The organism is Terrimonas ferruginea DSM 30193, assembly GCF_000425585.1.
GTDB lineage: Bacteria > Bacteroidota > Bacteroidia > Chitinophagales > Chitinophagaceae > Terrimonas > Terrimonas ferruginea.
The window spans coordinates 27708-47465 of the sequence record NZ_AUDS01000009.1 but is presented as its reverse complement, the minus strand read 5'-3'; the positions used below and the strand labels follow the sequence as shown (position 1 = coordinate 47465).

General features: G+C 48.0%; 19 protein-coding genes. 8 read left to right on the top strand and 11 right to left on the bottom strand.

Annotated elements, in window-relative coordinates:
• Positions 1-57 precede the first annotated feature (57 nt).
• A complete protein-coding gene (gene pyk / locus H608_RS0101795) occupies positions 58-1548 on the top strand; it encodes a pyruvate kinase (RefSeq protein ID WP_211227017.1) in 1491 nt (496 codons plus the stop codon).
• A 153-nt stretch (positions 1549-1701) separates the two neighbouring features.
• On the opposite strand, the gene H608_RS0101790 is transcribed toward pyk, so the two are convergent.
• From H608_RS0101790 to H608_RS0101775, 4 genes are all read right to left on the bottom strand, one after another.
• On the bottom strand, positions 1702-2439 hold the full coding sequence (locus H608_RS0101790; protein ID WP_028786169.1) for a 3-keto-disaccharide hydrolase: 738 nt from the start codon (positions 2437-2439) through the stop codon (positions 1702-1704).
• 2 nt (positions 2440-2441) lie between these two features.
• Entirely contained in the window at positions 2442-2816 is a 375-nt protein-coding gene (locus tag H608_RS0101785; RefSeq protein WP_028786168.1) for a c-type cytochrome, read from the bottom strand.
• A gap of 250 nt (positions 2817-3066) precedes the next feature.
• A complete protein-coding gene (locus H608_RS0101780) occupies positions 3067-4125 on the bottom strand; it encodes a sugar phosphate isomerase/epimerase family protein (RefSeq protein ID WP_028786167.1) in 1059 nt (352 codons plus the stop codon).
• A 24-nt stretch (positions 4126-4149) separates the two neighbouring features.
• Positions 4150-5316: a Gfo/Idh/MocA family protein gene (locus H608_RS0101775; protein WP_028786166.1), complete on the bottom strand. Its 1167-nt coding sequence runs from the start codon at positions 5314-5316 to the stop codon at positions 4150-4152.
• Positions 5317-5426: 110 nt separating this feature from the next.
• Between H608_RS0101775 and H608_RS0101770 the strand changes: the two genes are divergently transcribed.
• The 5 genes from H608_RS0101770 (at position 5427) to H608_RS0101750 (ending at position 10787) form a co-directional block, all read left to right on the top strand.
• Complete coding sequence (locus H608_RS0101770; protein WP_028786165.1) at positions 5427-6653, top strand: nucleoside permease; 1227 nt, start codon at positions 5427-5429, stop codon at positions 6651-6653.
• A 7-nt stretch (positions 6654-6660) separates the two neighbouring features.
• Complete coding sequence (locus H608_RS0101765; protein ID WP_028786164.1) at positions 6661-7548, top strand: hydroxypyruvate isomerase family protein; 888 nt, start codon at positions 6661-6663, stop codon at positions 7546-7548.
• 74 nt (positions 7549-7622) lie between these two features.
• Positions 7623-9308: a GMC oxidoreductase gene (locus H608_RS0101760; RefSeq protein WP_028786163.1), complete on the top strand. Its 1686-nt coding sequence runs from the start codon at positions 7623-7625 to the stop codon at positions 9306-9308.
• A gap of 1 nt (position 9309) precedes the next feature.
• Positions 9310-9897 carry a gluconate 2-dehydrogenase subunit 3 family protein gene (locus tag H608_RS0101755; RefSeq protein WP_028786162.1) on the top strand — a complete coding sequence of 196 codons (588 nt, stop codon included), beginning with the start codon at positions 9310-9312 and terminating at the stop codon, positions 9895-9897.
• A gap of 20 nt (positions 9898-9917) precedes the next feature.
• Positions 9918-10787, top strand: coding sequence for a TIM barrel protein (locus tag H608_RS0101750; protein WP_028786161.1), 870 nt, complete (start codon positions 9918-9920; stop codon positions 10785-10787).
• A gap of 159 nt (positions 10788-10946) precedes the next feature.
• Here the strand turns inward: H608_RS0101750 and H608_RS0101745 are convergent, their stop codons facing one another.
• Together H608_RS0101745 and H608_RS0101740 are read right to left on the bottom strand one after the other, a co-directional pair.
• Positions 10947-11948, bottom strand: coding sequence for a glycosyltransferase (locus H608_RS0101745; protein WP_028786160.1), 1002 nt, complete (start codon positions 11946-11948; stop codon positions 10947-10949).
• Positions 11938-13404: an oligosaccharide flippase family protein gene (locus H608_RS0101740; protein WP_028786159.1), complete on the bottom strand. Its 1467-nt coding sequence runs from the start codon at positions 13402-13404 to the stop codon at positions 11938-11940. The genes H608_RS0101745 and H608_RS0101740 overlap by 11 nt, the downstream gene beginning before the upstream one ends.
• 74 nt (positions 13405-13478) lie before the next feature.
• Between H608_RS0101740 and H608_RS0101735 the strand changes: the two genes are divergently transcribed.
• Together H608_RS0101735 and H608_RS0101730 are read left to right on the top strand one after the other, a co-directional pair.
• Positions 13479-14537: a methyltransferase domain-containing protein gene (locus H608_RS0101735; protein ID WP_028786158.1), complete on the top strand. Its 1059-nt coding sequence runs from the start codon at positions 13479-13481 to the stop codon at positions 14535-14537.
• 139 nt (positions 14538-14676) lie between these two features.
• On the top strand, positions 14677-15792 hold the full coding sequence (locus tag H608_RS0101730) for a glycosyltransferase (protein WP_028786157.1): 1116 nt from the start codon (positions 14677-14679) through the stop codon (positions 15790-15792).
• On the opposite strand, the gene H608_RS0101725 is transcribed toward H608_RS0101730, so the two are convergent.
• The 5 genes from H608_RS0101725 to H608_RS0101700 all read right to left on the bottom strand — a co-directional run bounded on the left by H608_RS0101725 (position 15778) and on the right by H608_RS0101700 (position 19585).
• Entirely contained in the window at positions 15778-16221 is a 444-nt protein-coding gene (locus tag H608_RS0101725) for a hypothetical protein (RefSeq protein ID WP_028786156.1), read from the bottom strand. The two genes, H608_RS0101730 and H608_RS0101725, sit on opposite strands and share 15 nt — an antisense overlap.
• Positions 16222-16245: 24 nt before the next feature.
• Positions 16246-17007 (bottom strand): triose-phosphate isomerase, encoded by a 762-nt coding sequence (gene tpiA / locus H608_RS0101720; RefSeq protein WP_028786155.1) that lies wholly within the window; start codon positions 17005-17007, stop codon positions 16246-16248.
• 42 nt (positions 17008-17049) lie between these two features.
• Complete coding sequence (locus H608_RS0101715; protein WP_028786154.1) at positions 17050-18231, bottom strand: putative sugar nucleotidyl transferase; 1182 nt, start codon at positions 18229-18231, stop codon at positions 17050-17052.
• Positions 18232-18392: 161 nt separating this feature from the next.
• Entirely contained in the window at positions 18393-18644 is a 252-nt protein-coding gene (locus H608_RS0101710) for a type B 50S ribosomal protein L31 (protein ID WP_028786153.1), read from the bottom strand.
• A gap of 449 nt (positions 18645-19093) precedes the next feature.
• On the bottom strand, positions 19094-19585 hold the full coding sequence (locus H608_RS0101700; RefSeq protein ID WP_028786152.1) for a YajQ family cyclic di-GMP-binding protein: 492 nt from the start codon (positions 19583-19585) through the stop codon (positions 19094-19096).
• Positions 19586-19758 lie beyond the last annotated feature (173 nt).

The following is a 19758-nucleotide window of genomic DNA, read 5'->3' as shown; positions in this document are numbered from 1 at the left end:
ATTTTTATCACCGGTTCAAGCAGCCAGCAGCCTGCAACCAGAAATGCTGATACTTCTATGACCAGACATGCGGAAAAGTATTACTACAAACAAATGGACATAAACGCGGGTATCGACCACAGCTACCATCGTACAAAGATCGTAGCAACAGTTGGTCCGGCCTGCGACACTTACGAACAGCTTCTCGACCTTGTAAAAGCTGGTGTCAATGTCTTCCGCCTCAATTTCTCTCACGGTAGCCATGAGGATAAAGCCCGCATCATCGGTCATATCCGTGAAATCATTAAAAACGAGCCCTACAATATTGCAATCCTTGGCGACCTGCAGGGACCTAAACTGCGTGTTGGAGAAATAGAGAACAATGCCCTCCCCGTAGTAGCGGGCGACATTCTTACGTTTACCAATGAAAAACTGGTAGGCAACAAGGAGCGCATTTATGTATCTTATCCCAATCTTCACTCAGATGTGCAGGTGGGCAACAAGATCATGATCGATGATGGCAAACTCGAAGTGGTGGTAACGGCCATCCTGCCCAACAACGATGTGCAGGTGGAAGTAACCATGGGTGGTGTAATTTCCTCCAAGAAAGGTGTGAACCTTCCCGATACGCGTATTTCCCTTCCGGCATTGACAGAGAAAGATCTGATCGACCTGCAATTCATCATCGAGCAACAACTCGATTGGGTAGCGCTTTCGTTTGTTCGCCGCGTGGAAGACATCCGCGGACTCCGTCAGATCCTGAATGATCATCAAAGCAAATCGAAGATTATTGCCAAGATCGAAATGCCCGAAGCCCTCACCAATATCCGCGACATCATTGTGGAATCAGATGGTGTAATGGTAGCACGTGGTGACCTCGGCGTGGAATTGCCGGTAGAGAAAGTACCGCTGATCCAGAAAGATCTTATCCGCAAATGTCTTCACCGTGCCAAGCCCGTGATCGTGGCAACGCAAATGATGGAGAGCATGATCGATCGCATCAAACCCAATCGCAGTGAAATTACCGACGTGGCTAACGCCGTACTCGAAGGCGCCGATGCCGTAATGCTGAGTGGCGAAACGGCTACCGGCAAACATCCTACATTGGTGGTGCAGACCATGCGCAAGATCATCATGGAAGTAGAGAAAACCGATTACCGTTATAACCTGGAGGAAGTACTGCAACCGCAGGCCCACTCCCCTTCTTTCCTCAGCGACGCTATTTGCTATAACGCGTGTAGTCTTGCCAATGACAGTAACGCAGAAGCGCTGGTGGGTATGACGCAAAGCGGTTACACCGGTTTCATGCTGAGCAGCTATCGTCCTAAATCACCTTTATATATTTTCACCAAAGAACGCTCACTGGTTAACCAGCTTTGCCTTAGCTGGGGCGTGAGAGCCTTCTATTATGACGAAGAAGACAGCCTCGACGACATCTTCGCCGACCAGATCGAAATATTAAAAGAAAGAGGTTTTGTAAAAACAGGCAACATCGTAGTGAGCACCGGCAGCACGCCTGTTCACCTGCACCTGCCGACGAACGTGTTGAAGATTACCAAGGTGGAATAATGTGTAAATGTGCCCTTACTTCGTAAGGGTGATGTGTAAATGTGAAAATGATTGTTTAAAAAAAAGCGGCTCACCGTTAGGTTGCCGCTTTTTCCTTATTTGTATTGAAAACATTTTCACATTTACACATTTACACATTCCGTATTAAATCGCTCAAAGCGATTTAATACGGATATTCCTGTACCATACATCGTTACCGTGATCCTGCAGACCGATGCGGCCGCGGCGGTTTGTACCGAAGTCGGGCATGTTTTTGAATTTGCTGCCGGCTACGAGTGCCTTCCATTGATCATCCCAAAGTGTAGTGCTTACAACTTTTACGTCGTTGAGGTACATATCGAGTTGGGCTTTCTCGCTGCGGACACGCACTTTATTCCATTCACCAACAGGCTTGGCCGCTTCTTTGGATGCGGAGATCAGGTCGTAAAGATCACCTGCGCGGTGTTTGATGATTTTGCCATCGGGGTGACCGGCATCATCGAGCACCTGCATTTCCATACCGGTTTCCCAGGGCCATCTGTACTTCTTGTCTTCGTGAATATAAAAGATGATGCCGCTGTTCCCGTTCTTGCTGATCTTCCATTCGAGTTCGAGCTCAAAATCTTCGTACTCCTGGTCGGTGACAATATCCCAGTCACCACGGATGCCAGCCGCTTTCTTTTTGGCCACATCGAGATACAACAGGCCATCTTTTGCCTGCCATACAGAATCGATAGCACCCGCACCATAGCGATGCCATCCTTTGGTGGTTTTGCCATCAAACAGGGATTGCCATTCGCCTTTGGCAACGGAAGAAGTTTCAGAAGCCGGTGCGCTTTTCTTGTTGTTTTGATTATTACAAGCCATCAGGGATAATCCCAGCAAAAGAGCTGCCGATGTTTTCCGGATCATACTTATTTTTTTAAGAGTAAGATATAACGTACCATTTTTTCAGCATCTTCCTGCGATACCCAGGAGTTGGGCGTCATCGGAACACTGCCCCATACACCGGCGCCGCCTTCAATTACTTTTTTAGCCAGTGCCGTCACCGTTTCCGGGCCTGCGCCGGCATATTTTTCCGCCACGTCACGATAACTCGGCCCGGTTACGGCTGCATCCACTTTGTGACAACTGATGCAATTGTTTTTTCCCACCAGTGCCAGTCCTTCTTTGTACACCGGGTTAGACGAAAGGTCTGTGCCGCCAGCTTCCGGTTTCTTTTCCCCTGACTCATTGTTACAGGCTGCCAAAGCGACTATTGCCAGAGCCGCCACCATAATTTTCTTCATGTCGATTTCTTGTTTTGTATCAAAGTTATAAGTTCTAAGTAATAAGTATTGAGTAATAAGTATTAAGTAATAAGTGTTAAGTAATAAGTGTTAAGTAATAAGTGTTAAGTAATAAGTGTTAAGTAATAAGTGTTAAGTAATAAGTGTTAAGTAATAAGTGTTAAGTGAGATAACCCTCATGACCTATTCACCATTGACTATTGACTATTCACCAGTGACTATTCACCATTGACCATTCACCATTCACCATTCACTTATCCAAACCAATAATCCTTCTCAACAGTCCTTTATCCGTTTCCACTCCGGCAAAATCATCAAAGGCCTTATCCGTCACACGGATGATATGATCCTGGATGAACTTTGCTCCTTCCCTGGCTCCATCCTCCGGATGTTTGATGCAACACTCCCACTCCATCACCGCCCATCCATCGAAATCATACTCGGCCAGTTTGCTGAAAATTCTTTTAAAATCTACTTGTCCGTCTCCCGGCGAACGATAACGGCCCGCACGGTTGAGCCAGCTCTGGTAACCACCAAATGTACCTTGTTTGCCCGTGGCATTGAACTCCGCATCTTTTACATGAAACGCTTTGATACGTTCATGATAAAAATCGATGTATTGTACATAGTCCAGTTGCTGCAATACAAAATGCGACGGGTCATACAACAGGCAGGCACGCGGATGATTGTTTACTTTTTCCAGGAACATTTCATAGGTGATACCATCGAACAGGTCTTCACCCGGATGAATTTCATAACACAGATCCACACCGTGTTCATCGAAATAATCGAGGATCGGGCGCCAGCGTTTTGCCAGCTCGGTGAACGCTTCGTCTACCAATCCCGCAGGGCGCTGCGGCCAGGGATGGAAGGTATGCCAGATCAATGCGCCACTGAAAGTCGGATGGGCGGTAAGCCCGAGGTTGCGCGACGCCTGCGCGCCATATTTCAATTGCTGCACAGCCCATTCGGTGCGCGCCGCGGGATTACCGCGTAATGCTTCGGGTGCAAAGCCATCAAACAATTCATTGTAAGCCGGATGCACTGCCACCAACTGGCCTTGCAGATGGGTAGACAATTCCGTTATCACCAATCCGCATTCTTCCACGATGCCCCTTACTTCATCCGCATAGGTCTTGCTTTCTGCTGCCTGCTGCAAGTCGATGCAGCGGCTATCCCATGTAGGAATCTGCACGCCTTTGAAACCAAGCGACTCCGCCCACAAACAAAGGGAGCGCAGATTATTAAACGGCGCTTTGTCGCCCAGAAACTGCGCGAGAAATATACCGGGTCCTTTTACTGTTTTCATATCAGGTGAAAATAAGATAAACAATCATGCGCCTGCATTCAGCGCTGTCCATTTCTGTGTGGCCTGTCCGCTCGCTATTACACGATCGATAAACATCATTCCTCTCACGCCCTCGCGGATTCCCGGAAAATCGAGCATTACCGCCGTGGCTTCCGTACCATCGAGACGTGCACGTAAAGTCAGCGCGAAGTTCCGGTAAAGATTGGCAAAGGCTTCGAGATATCCTTCGGGATGCCCTGCCGGCACGCGCGTGTTATGTGCCGCATATTCCGAAACATAACTTCCGCCTGTGCGCCATACTTCAGCCGGCCGGTCAGACCATTTCACCAATAAAGTGTTAGCGTCCTGCTGTTGCCACTCCAATCCGCCTTTCTCACCATATACTCTTATGCGCACATTGTTTTCTTCACCGGCTGCCACCTGTGTGGCTATCAATACACCACTGGCACCGTTTTGAAAACGCAGCAACACCGAACCATCATCATCGAGTTTTCTTCCGGGTACAACGGTTTGTATATCGGCACACAGGGATTCCACTTCGAGCCCGCTTACATATTCTGCCAGGTTGAAGGCATGTGTTCCGATGTCTCCCATTGCACCGGCAATGCCGCTGCGCGCGGGATCGGTACGCCAGGCAGCTTGTTTATTGTCACCACCTTCGGCGTAAGTGCTGAGCCATCCCTGCGGATATTCTACATATACTTTTCGTATAGTGCCGAATTTTCCCGAGGCCACCAATTGTCTTGCTTCCTTGATCATCGGATAACCGGTGTAAGTATGGGTAAGGCAAAACAGCAATCCTGAACGTTCGACTGCCTGTTGCAATTCGATGGCTTCGGCCAGGTTCAGGGTCATCGGTTTATCGAGCACCACATGGAATCCGTGCTCCAAAGCCAGCATTGCGGGCTCGGCATGCACGTGGTTGGGGGTAACTATTGAAACAAATTCCATGCGTTCATGGGGTGGCAACTCAGCCTCTGCGCGGAACATTTCGCGATACGATCCGTACACTCTTTCAACCGGTAATCCAAGTGCGGCGCCGGTCTGTGCCGACTTCTCAGGATCCGCGCTGAACGCTCCGCAAACGATTTCGATCTCGCCGTCTAATGCAGCAGCCATGCGGTGTACAGCGCCTATGAATGATCCGGGTCCGCCGCCTGCCATTCCCATTTTGAGTTTGCGTTTGGCCATGCTCAATCGTTTTTGCTTTCTTAAAAAGAGGTTGAAGAATAAAAAATTGTATGGCTAAAAATAGTACATTTAATCAGTTTTTATTGACAAATAAATTTAATGAGCTGCGTATGAATCCAATGATCCGTGTCCGTTTATCGGCCATGATGTTTCTTGAATTTTTCACATGGGGAGCATGGTTTGTTTCCCTTGGAACATTTCTTTCCATCAACCTTAAAGCTGATGGAGCGCAAACAGGAGACGTGTTCTCCACGCAGTCATGGGGAGCCATCATTGCTCCGTTTATTATCGGCCTCATCGCCGATCGCTTCATCCGGGCTGAACGCATCCTTGGTTTCTTACATCTTGTTGGTGCAGTATTGATGTACCAGATGTACAATGCAGAAACAGTCGGTGAATTTTATCCTTATGTGCTTGGTTATATGATCTTGTTTATGCCTACCCTGGCATTGGTTGCTTCTGTATCGTTCAATCAAATGAGTAACCCGGAAAAACAATTTTCTTCCATCCGTGTATTCGGCACTATTGGCTGGATCGTTGCGGGACTGCTGATCAGTTATGCATTCCGTTGGGATAATTCAGAAGCCTCAGCAGCCGGTCAATTGAAAAACACTTTCCTGCTGGCGGGTGGCAGTTCTTTACTCCTCGGACTTTTCAGCTTTACCCTGCCCGCCACGCCTCCGCGTGCCAAAGGTGAAAAAATTTCCATTGGTAAAATACTGGGAGTAGATGCATTGAAACTATTAAAGGATCGCAATTTTGCCGTCTTCTTTCTCGCGTCGGTCGCCATTTGTATTCCGCTTGCGTTCTACTACCAGGTAACCAATACATTCCTGGTGCATTCAGGTGTGGAAAACGCAACAGGCCTGATGTCACTCGGGCAGGTATCTGAAGTTTTATTCATGTTGTTACTGCCTGTATTCTTTACACGTTATGGTTTCAAGAAAACAATACTCGTAGGCATGCTGGCCTGGGTCGTACGTTACCTGCTATTTGCCTACGGTAATGCAGACGATCTTTTCTTTATGCTAATACTCGGCATCGTACTGCACGGTGTGTGTTACGATTTCTTTTTTGTATCCGGACAAATCTATACCGATGCACGCGCGGGCGAACAATACAAAAGCGCTGCACAAGGCTTGATCACACTGGCTACTTATGGTGTAGGTATGCTTATCGGATTCAAAATAGCAGGTTTGATCACCGATCATTACAAAACCGGCGAAGGCAGTTTCGATTACAAAATGATCTGGTTAATTCCCGCAGGTATCGCAGCTGTGGTATTCCTGTTGTTTGCTTTGTTATTTAAAAAAGAAACGAAGAAAATCGCTTTATAATATTTTTATGGCAGGAACACAATCGCGCAGATCATGGCTGCAATCCGTTACCACTGCCGCGCTGGCCGCGGGCGCCGGCACTACGCTGAGTGCTTTTTCCGGCAGCACAAACACACCCGCTTTGAAAGGGAATATCCTTCACTCTGTATGTTCATGGACCTATAATTTTCTTTCGCTCGATGAACTCTGCCATGTAGTGAAAGACATCGGCTTTGCCGCTATCGATCTTGTTGGTCCAAAAGATTGGCACATCTTGAAAAAAAACGGCGTCGACTCTTCCATGTGCAATGGCGCAGAAATCAGTCTGGTAAAAGGCTGGAACGATCCGCAATACCACAATACACTCGTCGATAATTATACAAAACATATCGACCTGGTAGCGGCTGCCGGTTATGCCAATCTCATTTGCTTCAGCGGCAACAGGAATGGCATGGATGACGAAACAGGGTTGAATAATTGTGTGAAGGGATTAAAAAGAATCATGGCGCTCGCGGAGAAGAAAGAAGTAGTGATCCAGATGGAACTGTTCAACAGCAAAGTCGATCACAAAGATTATATGGCCGATAAAAGTGCATGGGGCGTGGAGTTGTGTAAAAGACTCGGTTCGCCTAACTTCAAATTGCTGTACGATATTTATCACATGCAAATCAATGAAGGCGATATCATTCATACGATCCGCGATAACCATGAATACTTCGGCCACTATCACACAGCAGGTGTGCCGGGACGAAACGAGATCGATGAAAGCCAGGAAATTTTTTATCCTGCCGTGATGAAAGCCATTGCCGAAACGGGATTCAAAGGATATGTAGCGCAGGAATTCCGCCCCACCGGTAAAACGCCTGAAGAAAAAATAGCCGCCTTGAAAAAGGCCATACAAATATGTGATGTATAAACCTTCAAACCTGTGATCCACATTTTCAACTCCTGAGGTCTCGTGCAGAGCCTTCCGGACAAATTGTATATACTATGCCAGAAAACGAATTTGACGCCATTGTCGTAGGATCCGGTATCAGCGGTGGCTGGGCCGCAAAGGAACTTTGCGAAAAAGGCCTGAAGACCATCATGCTCGAACGCGGGAGAGACGTTGTGCATGTAAAGGATTACGTGAATGCCAACAAAGAAAGCTGGGAGTTCCCGCACCGCGGCGGCCGTACCCAACAAATGATTGAAGATTATCCGGTGCTTAAACGCGACTACCCGCTTAATGAAACCGTGCTGGACTTTTGGGTAAAAGATAAAGAGTGCCCTTATACCGAAACCAAGCCCTTCTCCTGGTTCAGAGGTTATCACGTTGGTGGTCGTTCACTCACCTGGGGACGCCAGAGTTACCGCTTCAACAAATGGGACTTTGAAGCCAATGGAAAAGAAAACATTGCCGTAGACTGGCCTATCCGGTATGAAGACATGGCGCCGTGGTACAGCTACGCAGAAAAATTTGCCGGCATACAAGGCAACCGCGACGGACTGGATGTATTGCCTGACGGCGATTATGTAAAAGCCATGGAGATGAACTGCGTGGAGAAAGATGTGGCCAAACGTCTCCAGGACATTTACAAAGGCTCCCGTCATATGATCATCGGACGAAGTGCCAACATCACCGAAGTAAGACCCGAACAAAAACGCACCAACTGCCAGTACCGCGACCGTTGCTGGAGAGGTTGTCCCTTTGGCGCTTACTTCAGTACACAATCCGCCACACTTCCTGCAGCCATGGCAACGGGAAACCTCACGCTTCGCCCCTTCTCTATCGTTACACGCATTCTTTACGATAAAGACACCAAACGCGCCACAGGTGTGGAAATACTCGATGCCGAAACAAACAAGACGCATGTTTATAAAGCAAAAGTGATTTTCCTGAATGCGTCGGCACTCAATTCCACCTGGGTGCTCATGAATTCTGCTACCGATATCTGGCCTGACGGATTGGGCAGCAGCAGCGGCGAACTCGGCCACAACCTGATGGACCACCATTTCCGTTGCGGCGCATCGGGTACCGTCGAAGGCTACGAAGACAAATATTTTTATGGCCGCCGCCCCACCGGTATTTATATCCCACGCTTCCGCAATATTCATGGCGACAAACGCGATTACCTGCGGGGATTCGGCTACCAGGGATCAGCCAGCCGCGGCAACTGGAAAAGAGATGTGGCAGAACTCGGCATCGGTGCCGATCTGAAAGAAGCTTTGGCAGAGCCCGGTGCCTGGACCATCGGTATTACGGGTTTTGGTGAAATGCTCCCCTACCACGAAAACAAAATCACACTCAACAAGAATAAAAAAGATAAATGGGGATTACCCGTCCTCGACATGGACGCCGAGATCAAAGACAATGAAAAGAAAATGCGGCAGGACATGATCAATGATGCCAAAGAAATGCTCGAAGCAGCCGGCGTGAAAGATGTGCGCACCTGGGATAATCCGTACGAAGTAGGCATGGGTATTCATGAAATGGGTACCGCGCGCATGGGCCGCGATCCCAAAACATCCGTGCTCAACGGGCACAACCAGGTATGGGATGCCCCGAATGTATTCGTAACAGACGGCGCCGCCATGACGTCCGCCTCCTGCGTGAATCCCTCACTCACCTATATGGCGATGACTGCACGCGCAGCAGACTTCGCATTTAATGAACTTAAAAAAGGAAACCTCTGATATGGAAAGAAGAGAACTACTGAAAATGATCGCTGTGCTCACAGGCACCGCCATGATCGGAGGCGACCTGCTGCTCTCGGGTTGTGGTCAATCACCAACCATTGGTGGCACTACTTTCAGCACCGACGATATCCGCTTCCTCGATGAAGTGGCGGAAACCATTTTACCCAAAACAAAAACGCCCGGCGCAAAAGACGCTGCCGTTGGTCAGTTTATGACGGTAATGGTGAACGATACGTACACAAAGGATGATCAAAAGATCTTCCACGAAGGCATCGGTAAACTCAACGACGCGTCGAAGGAACAATACAAAAAAGCGTTCCTCGATATCACGCCGGAGCAACGGCATGAGCTGTTGAACAAACTGAATAAAGAAGCCACAGAATATAACGAGAAAAAGTCGAAAGCCGACAAAGAGTCGAAAGACAAGAAAATGCCGGCACATTATTTTACGATGATGAAACAGCTTACCATACTTGGCTTCTTTACATCGGAACCCGGTGCTACACAGGTATTGCGGCACGTAGCGGTACCCGGAAAATATGATGGCTGTCTTGATTACAAAAAAGGGGATCGTGCCTGGGGCTGATCCTTTAAAACCAAACGATCATGCAACAATCGCGTCGAAACTTTTTAAAACTGACCGGAGGTTCATTAGCCGCCGTAACACTTGGCTCATGGGCCTGTAAAACACCGGCCTCTGCACAAACCGCTTCCATTCCAACCTTCGGGTTGCAACTCTATACGCTCCGCGAAGACATGCCGCGCGATCCGCGGGGTGTGCTGAAACAAGTAGCGGCCATGGGTTATAAACAACTCGAGAGCTACGAACCGAAAGAACTCGGCATGTTTTGGGGAATGGGCGCCGCCGGTATGAAAAAATACCTCGACGATATCGGCACAACATTGGTGGCCAGTCATTGCGAGATCGACAAAGACTTCGAACGCAAAGCCGCCGACGCTGCTTCCATCGGCATGAAATATCTGATCTGCCCCTGGAAGGGACCACAAAAATCACTCAGCGACTTCAAGCGATTTGCTGCAGACTTCAATGTGAAAGGTGAAATCTGCCGTAAAAACGGCATTCGCTTCGCTTATCACAATCATGATTACTCATTCAAACTGCTCGAAGGTCGCTTACCACAAGATGTGATGATGGAAGAAACAGATCCGAAGCTGGTGGACTTTGAAATGGATATTTATTGGGTAGTGACGGCTGGTGAAGATGCCTCAGCCTGGTTTAAAAAATATAACAACCGTTTCCGTCTCTGTCATATCAAAGACCGCGAAAAAAATGCCTCTGGTGGTAATGCATCGTGCATACTCGGGCAGGGCAGCATCGACTATCCGTCCTTGCTGAAAAAAGCCAAAGAACACGGCATGGAGTATTTTATCGTGGAGCAGGAAAAATATGAAGGCACTACGCCATTGAAGGCAGTAGCTGCAAATGCGGAGTATATGAAAAGTATTAAGTTATAAGTATTAAGTGAAGCAGCCGTAATACGCCCGGTACTTCGGACATGAGTAGTAAGTTAAACGGTCCGATAAAAGCTTTGCGCCTTTGCTCCTTATGCAGCTTCGCGTGAAAATCCGGTGCTACTCGTTTGACTGTTCCATTCACCATTGACGATTGACGATTCACACCTGCCCCAACGCATCTTTCAAACACCACCCCTTGCTGATCCGTTCCGCAAGGGGTTTTAAATTTTCCTGCATCATCTGATACTGCTCGGGCGTTATGGCATCGATGTGTGCGGCAAGATCAACAAGACCCGGCACTGCAATGCCGATATTATATTCTTTTACCAATGCCGCTGTGGCGGCCTCTTCTGCCACAATCACCGGCATACCCGCAAGTATATAAAGCGATAATTTATGCGAAGTGATATACCGGAAGTAATTACCCAGCGGGCCTTTTAATTCCTCCACCGCATCGCCGTCCCACAACAGACCGAATGAACCAGGCAGCCGCGCCGGCAACTCCTGCGGAAACACCAGCGGATGCCACTGCACGCCGGGCACTTTTATTTTGCCCTGCTCTTCCGCACCCATCACATGAAAAACAACATCGTTCACTTTTCCCAGTTGCCAATAAAATTTTCGGATAGCAAGATTGCCCGCAAAAACCACTTCCCGCGCAGGCTTTCGTGGCGTGAAAACCGGCGGAACGAGAAAATCGAAAAAATCAATTTTGCTAATCGTCCGCTCCCCGACCTGCTGTCTGAACCATTCAGCCATCGCAGCATTGTGCACAATGAAATAGTGAAACTTGCGAAAAAAAGCAATCTCTTTTTCCAATACATTTTTATCGTTGTCTTTCAGCCCATCGATATCGCCAATATAGCAGATCAGTTTTGCTCCACGCATACGCAGCAACGCAATCAGCCATTGATTCATCCTGGCGTATACGGGAAACATAAACACTACTTTCTCATCGCGTCTGACGCGCAACGCCGCCATGATGATATATATTAATCTTTTGAAAAAAGAAAAAAAGCCACCCGATGTACGACCCGGCAGCTCCAGCGGTCGATAACCTTCCTGCGAGAGGATCGTTTCGGCATCGGCATAGCCTACTCCACCATGACGGTAGTCTTCGAAACTGTACTGACGGATATAATAGGCCTGCTTATGCTTCATTGGTATGCCTGCGGCGTTTCAATAATCCGTTTATGCCAGCCCACAACTGCTGTGCAAATGGATTTTTCAATACATAGATAAATAATAAAAAATAAACGGCTATGCATACCGGTATCGTTGTCAATAATACCGGTATAGCATCATGGACTATATTCTTAATCCCAAAAACGATTAAAATAAACAAAGCCGAAAGGAACAACGCTTCGGCAAACAAACGCCAGTCGAAAATCCGCAGCCCCGGGAAAAGCCTGCGTACGGATAGCAGGTTTAGTAACAGCAAGATCAATTCAGCAGCTACCAAAGCCATACAGGCGCCGGCATCAGCATAATAAACCGACAACAACAACGCCAGCGGAATATAACAGGTGCTGCTCACCGCCAGGTTGCGCAGGTAGGATTTTTCCTGGTGGCGTGCCATCAATACAGGATTACTGAGAAACAAGGCCATGCCTTTGAGAAAAGGAAATACGGCCAGCCAGCGAAGATTAGCGGCAACAGGAAGAAATTTATCACCGAGATACGCAGCGGCCAGTTGATCCGACAACAAATAAATGCCCGCGCCCATCGGTACCGAAAGCAATACCACCAGGCGGCTGTTCTGCAACAACCGTTCCTGCACTGCTACCGCTTCCTGCCGGTGATCGTGATAAGTTACGCGCGGCAGAAACACCAGGAAGGAATCCGTCAGCAAATTGCTGCTGATGCGCACGAGCCGTGCAGGAAAAGTATAAAATCCCACAGCTGCCGCCACACTGGCCAGCCGCAGCAATACATTGTCCAGCATCAAGGGGATACTATACAATAAGCCGATCAGGTAAATGACCCAGAGCTTTTTCAGGTGTGCTTTTAATCCCGTAAACAGAAATCCTCCACCCTGCTCTCTGACCATCACGCCATAGTTCCATATACCGATCGCCACCGCAGATAAAACCATCACAGCATAATACGTAGCAAAATCATCCGTATTTTTTACCAACACAAACAAAGCGATCAAACCGAGTATCCGCACCGATATCGAACGAATGGTAATGAACCCGAACCGCTCCATTCCCATAAAATACCAGTCGCAGGCCAGGAAGTTGATCAGCAAAAAAGTCACTGAAAATCCGAGCAGCCGCCAGTCGGCAATACGATCCCATAGCAACCACATCATGATTGCATACAATAGCATCACCAGGGAGGAAGAGATTACCCGTAGTCCCATCAACTCTTTTACCAATCGTTTAAGCCGTTCGGGTTCGTCGCGCAGCTTCACTACTTCACGGATGCCGTATACGGTAATGCCGAGTTCGGCCATCACTACAAAATAATAACTGAACGAATCGATGAAGGCCACACGCCCCACACCTTCGGGATCCAATACCCTTGCCACATACGGGATCGACAGCAGCGGGAATAATACCTGGCTGACGGAAAGCAGGAAGTTGTAAAGAAGATTTCGTTTGATCGTTGCCAAAGGCTTACAAAATAGTGAGTTAGCGGGCTTTACAAACTTACTATATTTGATCAAAACAACCCTATATTCGTCCGATGACCGAATTGCTGATCCCTTTGTTGCGTTGTCCGGTAAGCCGCAGTCCCTTGCGGCTGGAGGTTATCCGGTATGGGAAAAAAGTTTATAACGGTGCGGAAACAACCATCATCAAAGATGGTATTCTCTTCAGCGATTCGGAATGGTTCTATCCGGTTATCGACGGTATACCGCGGCTCATCGTGGAAGCAGTGATCGATTACAATGATTTTTTGTCAACCCATCTCCCCGATTTTTCGCAACGACGCGATGTACTGGTAACCAAAAATAGCTTGTTACTGGCGTCCGTTCAGCAGAAGAACGACCGCACCAAAAAGAGTTTTGCCTACGAATGGAAACAGTTCGACTACCAGCAGGACCGGACCTGGGAAGCCGATAAGCCGCAGATGTTCGAACGGTTCCTGACCGAAACGGATGAAACGGCTACATCAATCAACGGCAAGCTGATCTTCGATGCCGGCTGTGGAAACGGACAATTGAACCAACTGATCGCGGCAAATGGCGCTACGGTATTGGGAATGGATTTCAGCCGCAGCGTGGAGCAGGCTTTTAACGAAAATACCGAAGCAAATGCTTTGTTCATACAGGGTGACGTACAGTTTCCACCCGTGGCATCCGAAGCCTTCGATATCGTTCATTGCAGCGGTGTGCTCATTCATACCAACAACACAAAACATTCATTCAATTGTCTCGTACCCTGTGTAAAAGAAGACGGGAAACTCAGCGTTTGGCTCTACCATCCGCGTAATAACGCCGGCCATCGTTTCATTTTGTTGTTGAGAAAAATATTAACCAGGCTACCGCTTCCGCTCTTGTATTGGATCTGCAGGTGGATCTTGTTCCCTTTTGCTTTTGTAGTCAAACGTATCAAAGGCAATAAGCAACCGGCACGCGAACTGATGATTGATATTCTCGACCAGTTCACACCCGAATTCCGCTGGGAACACACGCACGAAGAAGCAATGAGCTGGTTTGACCAGCAAAACTTTTACCACACCCGCGTTACCACAAGTAATATCTTTGGTTTCAATATTACCGGAAAAAGGCGGAAGGTGTAAGGTTAAAACAGCCGGTAAAAGCTTGGCACCTTTGCTACTTATGCAGCTTTGCGTGAAAACCCGCCGCTGCCGGCGGTAAGTATGTGGTGACTGATTGCCTTATTGACTATTGACCACTCACCTTTTGACTTTTTAACTAATGAAGCGAATCGCGATCATCGAATCAGGGCACTTTGAGGTCACTTATACGCTGCTGCGGCTGTTCGACAACGGGCATCACCACCTCACTGTTTTTATCGACGCGTCTTCTTTACGGCAATTGCAATTTTTAGCCGGGGAAAAGACCAACCAACTTACCTGGGTTGTGCGTCCGGAAACAGAGAGTAACCGTGCATTCATCTCCCGCATTTTTGATCATCTCCAATCTCAACCATTCGATCTCGTTTGCTTCAGTACCATCAACGACAATTTCATTCTTTATGCCAATGGCATTAAAAAACTGAATACAAAAACGACGATGATCGTGCATGACCTCAACAGCTATTTCACCTGGAAACCTGCGCCCAGCCTGCGTCGCATGGTACGGTATCTTGGCAAACATTCGTTGATCAGGCAGGCAGATTCGTTCATTGTACTGGGCGAACGACTGGCTGAAAATCTTCGCAGCAAATTATCCGGATCAAAGGAAGTATATCATGTACCGGGAGGATTTTTCGAAAAAGAAAATTATCAGCCACTTCCTTTACCCGCAAACGAATCGATAAGAATAGTTGTGCCCGGTTCGGTAGATGAAAGACGCCGCGACTACCGGCAGGTGTTTGAATTGCTTCGCCTGGCGGATGACCAGAAAGTTGATATTGCGGTCATGTTGCTGGGAAGATTTCATCCGGAACATGGGCGGCAGGTGAAAGCGTGGTGTGAAGCCTACCCGGACAATGGCCGGTTACGTTATTTTGGCGAGTCCCTGATCGATCAGCCGCTTTTTGATAAATACCTGCAGCAATCACATCTGTTGTGGCTGCCATTGCAACACGACACCATCATCCATGATGGCGTACAGGAAACTTACGGGGAAACGATTTGTTCCGGTAATATCGGCGACGTGATCCGGCATGCAAAACCATTTTTGTTACCCGCCAACATCCATGTGGACCGGGCGCTGGAACAAGCTGCCATCCGTTACCGCAGTCCGCAGGATTTATTGGAAAAATTATCAACGGCAGATCTGGCACAACACAATGCCGCTGCATTAGCCGGCGCACAATACTATACGATTGAAAACATCCGCGCGCGCGTTCCCTCACTTTTTCAATAACCCGGCTCTCGGCCGGTCTTGTTTTACCTGGATAAAATCACGGCGGTTTACGTAGTAGTAAAGCAGGAAATAAATAAGCGGCAGGAAGCTGATGATCTTCAGTAAAAGAAAGCCCGTATAAAAGCCAAGGAGGTAACTTACTACCAATATCGATGCGCCGGTCAGTAAAGAGCGGTCATCGATCGCGCAAACGATTTTCAACCGGAAATAAGTTCCCTCCTTTGGATAGTGTAAGGTAAGCGGCCGTGAAAAATGAAATCCGTCGGTAGCCGATAATTGCAGGTCATTCTCTGCCAGCGTGATGACCACCGGGTTACAGTCGGCCAGTGGCCAGATCTGTTTTTTATCGATCACCACGCGAATCTTCAGGAAGCTGAGCAGCACCTGGTTCTTGCGCGTGATCACGATATAATACGGTTCCTGTTCCACGCATATGTTAATTGGGCGTGATGATTATTTCAACGCACGGATGATAGCTGCAAAGTCTGCCGCTACCAGCGAAGCACCACCTACCAGTCCGCCATCCACATCGGGCGAAGCGAAGAGTTCGGCTGCATTGCCGGCTTTTACACTTCCGCCATACAGGATGGGCACCTGATCAGCGATCGCCGCACCGTATTGCTTTGCCAGTACAGCACGCAGGTGCGCATGCATCTCCTGTGCCTGCTCCGTGGAAGCGGTTTTGCCGGTACCGATTGCCCAGATAGGTTCGTAAGCGATCACCAGTTGCGTCAGTTGTTCGGCCGACAAATGAAACAGCGATTCACTGAGCTGTTGCGCTACATAATCATTCTGTGTGCCGGCTTCACGGATCTCAAGCGGTTCGCCGCAACAGAAGATTGGCGTGATGCTGTGGGCAAAGCTGCGGTCTGTTTTACGGGCAAGTTCTTCATTTGATTCATGAAAATATTCGCGGCGTTCGCTATGACCGATCACGCAGTATGGCACCCGGATAGAAGCCAGCATGGCGGCTGAAGTATCACCGGTATAAGCACCTGACTCATGTTGTGAACAGTTTTGCGCAGCAACGCTGTAATTTTTTTGTCCGGCTACGCGGTCGCGGGCCATGGTGAGGTAGGGAAATGGAACGGCCAGCACTACCTGCTGATGATCAGCCAGGCTGATACCGGCGGCCAATAATTCATCGATCAGTTTTTCTCCTTCCGCATAGCTGAGGTTCATCTTCCAGTTAGCAGCGGCAATTTGCTTTCTCATTTTTCAGATAACATTAAGTCTCCGCCACTACGGCGGGACGGGTTAATATAAATGATTGTACACATACTGCAACACCACCTGTTCGGTGTCCTGCAGCGATGCGCCTTTCAGTTGTTTCCAGTTGTCGATGGCCAAGAGAGCTTTTTCAAAATCACAGCGTTCCACTCCGTCGCTTCCCCACGAGAAGGAAGGTACATAACGCGGTGTGAGTCCCGCGCCAAATACATTGCACGCGGTACCGATCACCGTACCGGTATTGATACTGGTGTTGATGGCCGTGCGTGAATAGTCGCCCATCAGCACGCCGCATTTGCGTCCTGCTGCCGCAAGCCCGGCCAGTGTCCATACTTTTACGATACCGGCGGTATTCTTGAGATTACTGTTGGTGGTACCGGCGCCTAAATTGCACCACTCCCCGATCACCGAATCACCGAGGTAACCGTCATGCGCTTTGTTGGAATAACCCATGAGCACACTGTTCTTGATCTCACCCGCGGCAATACAATAGGGACCGATGCTGGTGGCGCCGTAAATTTTTGCACCCATCTTTACGCAGGAAGATTTACCTGCGGCAAAGGGTCCGCGGATAATGGCACCTTCCATGATCTCGGCATCTTCGCCGATATAGATGGGCCCTGTGGCTGTATTGAAAATAGCATGACTGATGCGCGCGCCTTTTTCAATGAATAATTTTTCATTTCCGCTATGCCGGCAATTATCGGGTAAGGGCTGTGAAGTCCGCTCGCCGGTAAGTGTATCGATATCGAGGCGGATGGCCTGATCGTTCAATTGAAAAATATCCCAGGGATAACGGATAACGAGCAGGGCTTCTTTGAAATAGGTCACTTTATCAACCTGCACTTTGTGTGTGCCGGTTATTTGTCCGGCGGAAATGCGGAATACGAGTGATTCATTTTCGCGGCTCATGAGGCATTCGCCTTCCTGTAACACCTTAACGGCGGCGATGAGTGCAGGTGTTGGCAAGATGTTGCCGTGGACCAGGTAACAGGGACCGTCGGCGGTAGCTTCTGCCAGATCGCGGGCCAATACAAGGTCTTTGTAATCGTCTTCTTTTTTATCGAAGGATGGCAATCCCAAAGCCTTTTCCCATTTTTCACGGATCGTCAATATCCCGACGCGGATATCCTGTAATTGGCGCGTGAGTGTAAAGGGATAGAGATTCTCCGGCCGGCAAAATTCTTCCGTAAACAGTATTTTGTCCATGGGAACTAATTGAGAGCGGAAGATAACAAATGATCACGGAACGGATGTTCGGTGTAAGAATGCAGGAAAAGAAAAACCCCGAAGAGGAATCTCCGGGGTTAAAGTATAGCCATGAAAAACAAACTCTTTGCCTAAGCAAAAAGCTGAATCCATCAGTAATATTATGCTTTTTTGGCGTATTTCTTCTTGTACTTGTCGATACGTCCTGCGGTGTCAACCAATACGTTCTTACCAGTGAAGAAAGGGTGAGACGTGTTGGAAATCTCCAGTTTAATAACCGGGTATTCGTTACCATCTTCCCACTTCTGGGTTTCTTTGGAGTAAGCAGTAGACCGGCTCAGGAACGCGGTGTTGTTACTCATGTCTTTGAAAATAACTAACCGGTATTGTTCCGGGTGGAGTCCTTTTTTCATAATTCTATGATTTTTAAGGCAATACGGATTTTGCCGTATTGATGATTTAATTTGGAGGGCAAAGGTAGGAAAATATAGGGAAGAAGTGGCGTTTATTGGTCTGTTTTCCATTAAACCTTTTATAACACACTGGATTATAAACAAAAAAGCACCAAGTTATTGTTTTCGTTGACATAAGTCTCCGTAGACATTTAACCCGATGCTTTTTGGATTACCGCCTGAGCGGTTCTCCTGCTTGCAGCATTCTGATGGTTTTTCCTGAGATTTCTGCTTACCCGTTTCCGTATCAGCCGAAGATCTCATTTTTCCTTATCATTATCTCTGCAAATATTACTTCTAAGATACGTTGTTCTATTTGCGTTTTCCAAATTTTCACCCCTCCCGTTTTGCACCTGTTCTGCACCTCGTTATCCACCGGAAAGGCCCGAAAACAGGGGGTTTCGCACATGTTATGAACGCATATTCTCGTATTGCAGCGGCACCCCGAGGTCCCACCCTTTGGAGGCCTGGATCACTTCCTGCAGGTCGTCGATTTTTTTGCCGGTAACACGTACCAAATCATCATTGATGGATGCCTGCACTTTCAGGCCGCTGTCCTTGATCAGTTTTACTACTTTTTTGGCATCTTCCTGTTTCAGGCCGTTGCGCACGGTTACTTCTTTTTTCCAAACCTTGCCGCTTACGCCGCCTTCTTTCGACAGATCGAAAGCTTCGGGTGCAATTCCCTGCTTGTGGGAACGGCTTACAAGCACGTCCAGCAGTTGACGCATTTTCATGTCGTCATCTGTTTCCAGTTTGATCACGTATGTTTTCTTATCCAGGTCGATCACCACGTGTGACCCCTTAAAGTCAAAGCGGTTACCGATTTCCTTGGTTACCACGTTAACGGCGTTATCCAGCGCCTGGGCATCTACTTTGCTGACAATATCGAAAGATGGCATAACAAGAATTTCGTACAAAGGTAGGGGTGAATGGTCAATCGTCAATGGTCAATGGTGAATGGTCAATAGTGAATGGTCAATAGTGAATGGTCAATAGTCAATAGTCAATAAGGCAGTTATCACCAGATACTTATTACTTATTACTTACTACTTACTACTTACTACTTACTACT

Coding starts and splice junctions, on each gene's coding strand:
- pyk (WP_211227017.1), top strand. CDS start 58: ATGACCAGACATGCGGAAAAGTATTACTACAAACAAATGGACATAAAC.
- H608_RS0101750 (WP_028786161.1), top strand. CDS start 9,918: ATGCAACAATCGCGTCGAAACTTTTTAAAACTGACCGGAGGTTCATTA.
- H608_RS0101735 (WP_028786158.1), top strand. CDS start 13,479: ATGACCGAATTGCTGATCCCTTTGTTGCGTTGTCCGGTAAGCCGCAGT.
- H608_RS0101780 (WP_028786167.1), bottom strand. CDS start 4,125: ATGAAAACAGTAAAAGGACCCGGTATATTTCTCGCGCAGTTTCTGGGC.
- H608_RS0101760 (WP_028786163.1), top strand. CDS start 7,623: ATGCCAGAAAACGAATTTGACGCCATTGTCGTAGGATCCGGTATCAGC.
- H608_RS0101785 (WP_028786168.1), bottom strand. CDS start 2,816: ATGAAGAAAATTATGGTGGCGGCTCTGGCAATAGTCGCTTTGGCAGCC.
- H608_RS0101715 (WP_028786154.1), bottom strand. CDS start 18,231: ATGGACAAAATACTGTTTACGGAAGAATTTTGCCGGCCGGAGAATCTC.
- H608_RS0101710 (WP_028786153.1), bottom strand. CDS start 18,644: ATGAAAAAAGGACTCCACCCGGAACAATACCGGTTAGTTATTTTCAAA.
- H608_RS0101730 (WP_028786157.1), top strand. CDS start 14,677: ATGAAGCGAATCGCGATCATCGAATCAGGGCACTTTGAGGTCACTTAT.
- H608_RS0101790 (WP_028786169.1), bottom strand. CDS start 2,439: ATGATCCGGAAAACATCGGCAGCTCTTTTGCTGGGATTATCCCTGATG.
- tpiA (WP_028786155.1), bottom strand. CDS start 17,007: ATGAGAAAGCAAATTGCCGCTGCTAACTGGAAGATGAACCTCAGCTAT.
- H608_RS0101765 (WP_028786164.1), top strand. CDS start 6,661: ATGGCAGGAACACAATCGCGCAGATCATGGCTGCAATCCGTTACCACT.
- H608_RS0101700 (WP_028786152.1), bottom strand. CDS start 19,585: ATGCCATCTTTCGATATTGTCAGCAAAGTAGATGCCCAGGCGCTGGAT.
- H608_RS0101745 (WP_028786160.1), bottom strand. CDS start 11,948: ATGAAGCATAAGCAGGCCTATTATATCCGTCAGTACAGTTTCGAAGAC.
- H608_RS0101775 (WP_028786166.1), bottom strand. CDS start 5,316: ATGGCCAAACGCAAACTCAAAATGGGAATGGCAGGCGGCGGACCCGGA.
- H608_RS0101755 (WP_028786162.1), top strand. CDS start 9,310: ATGGAAAGAAGAGAACTACTGAAAATGATCGCTGTGCTCACAGGCACC.
- H608_RS0101770 (WP_028786165.1), top strand. CDS start 5,427: ATGAATCCAATGATCCGTGTCCGTTTATCGGCCATGATGTTTCTTGAA.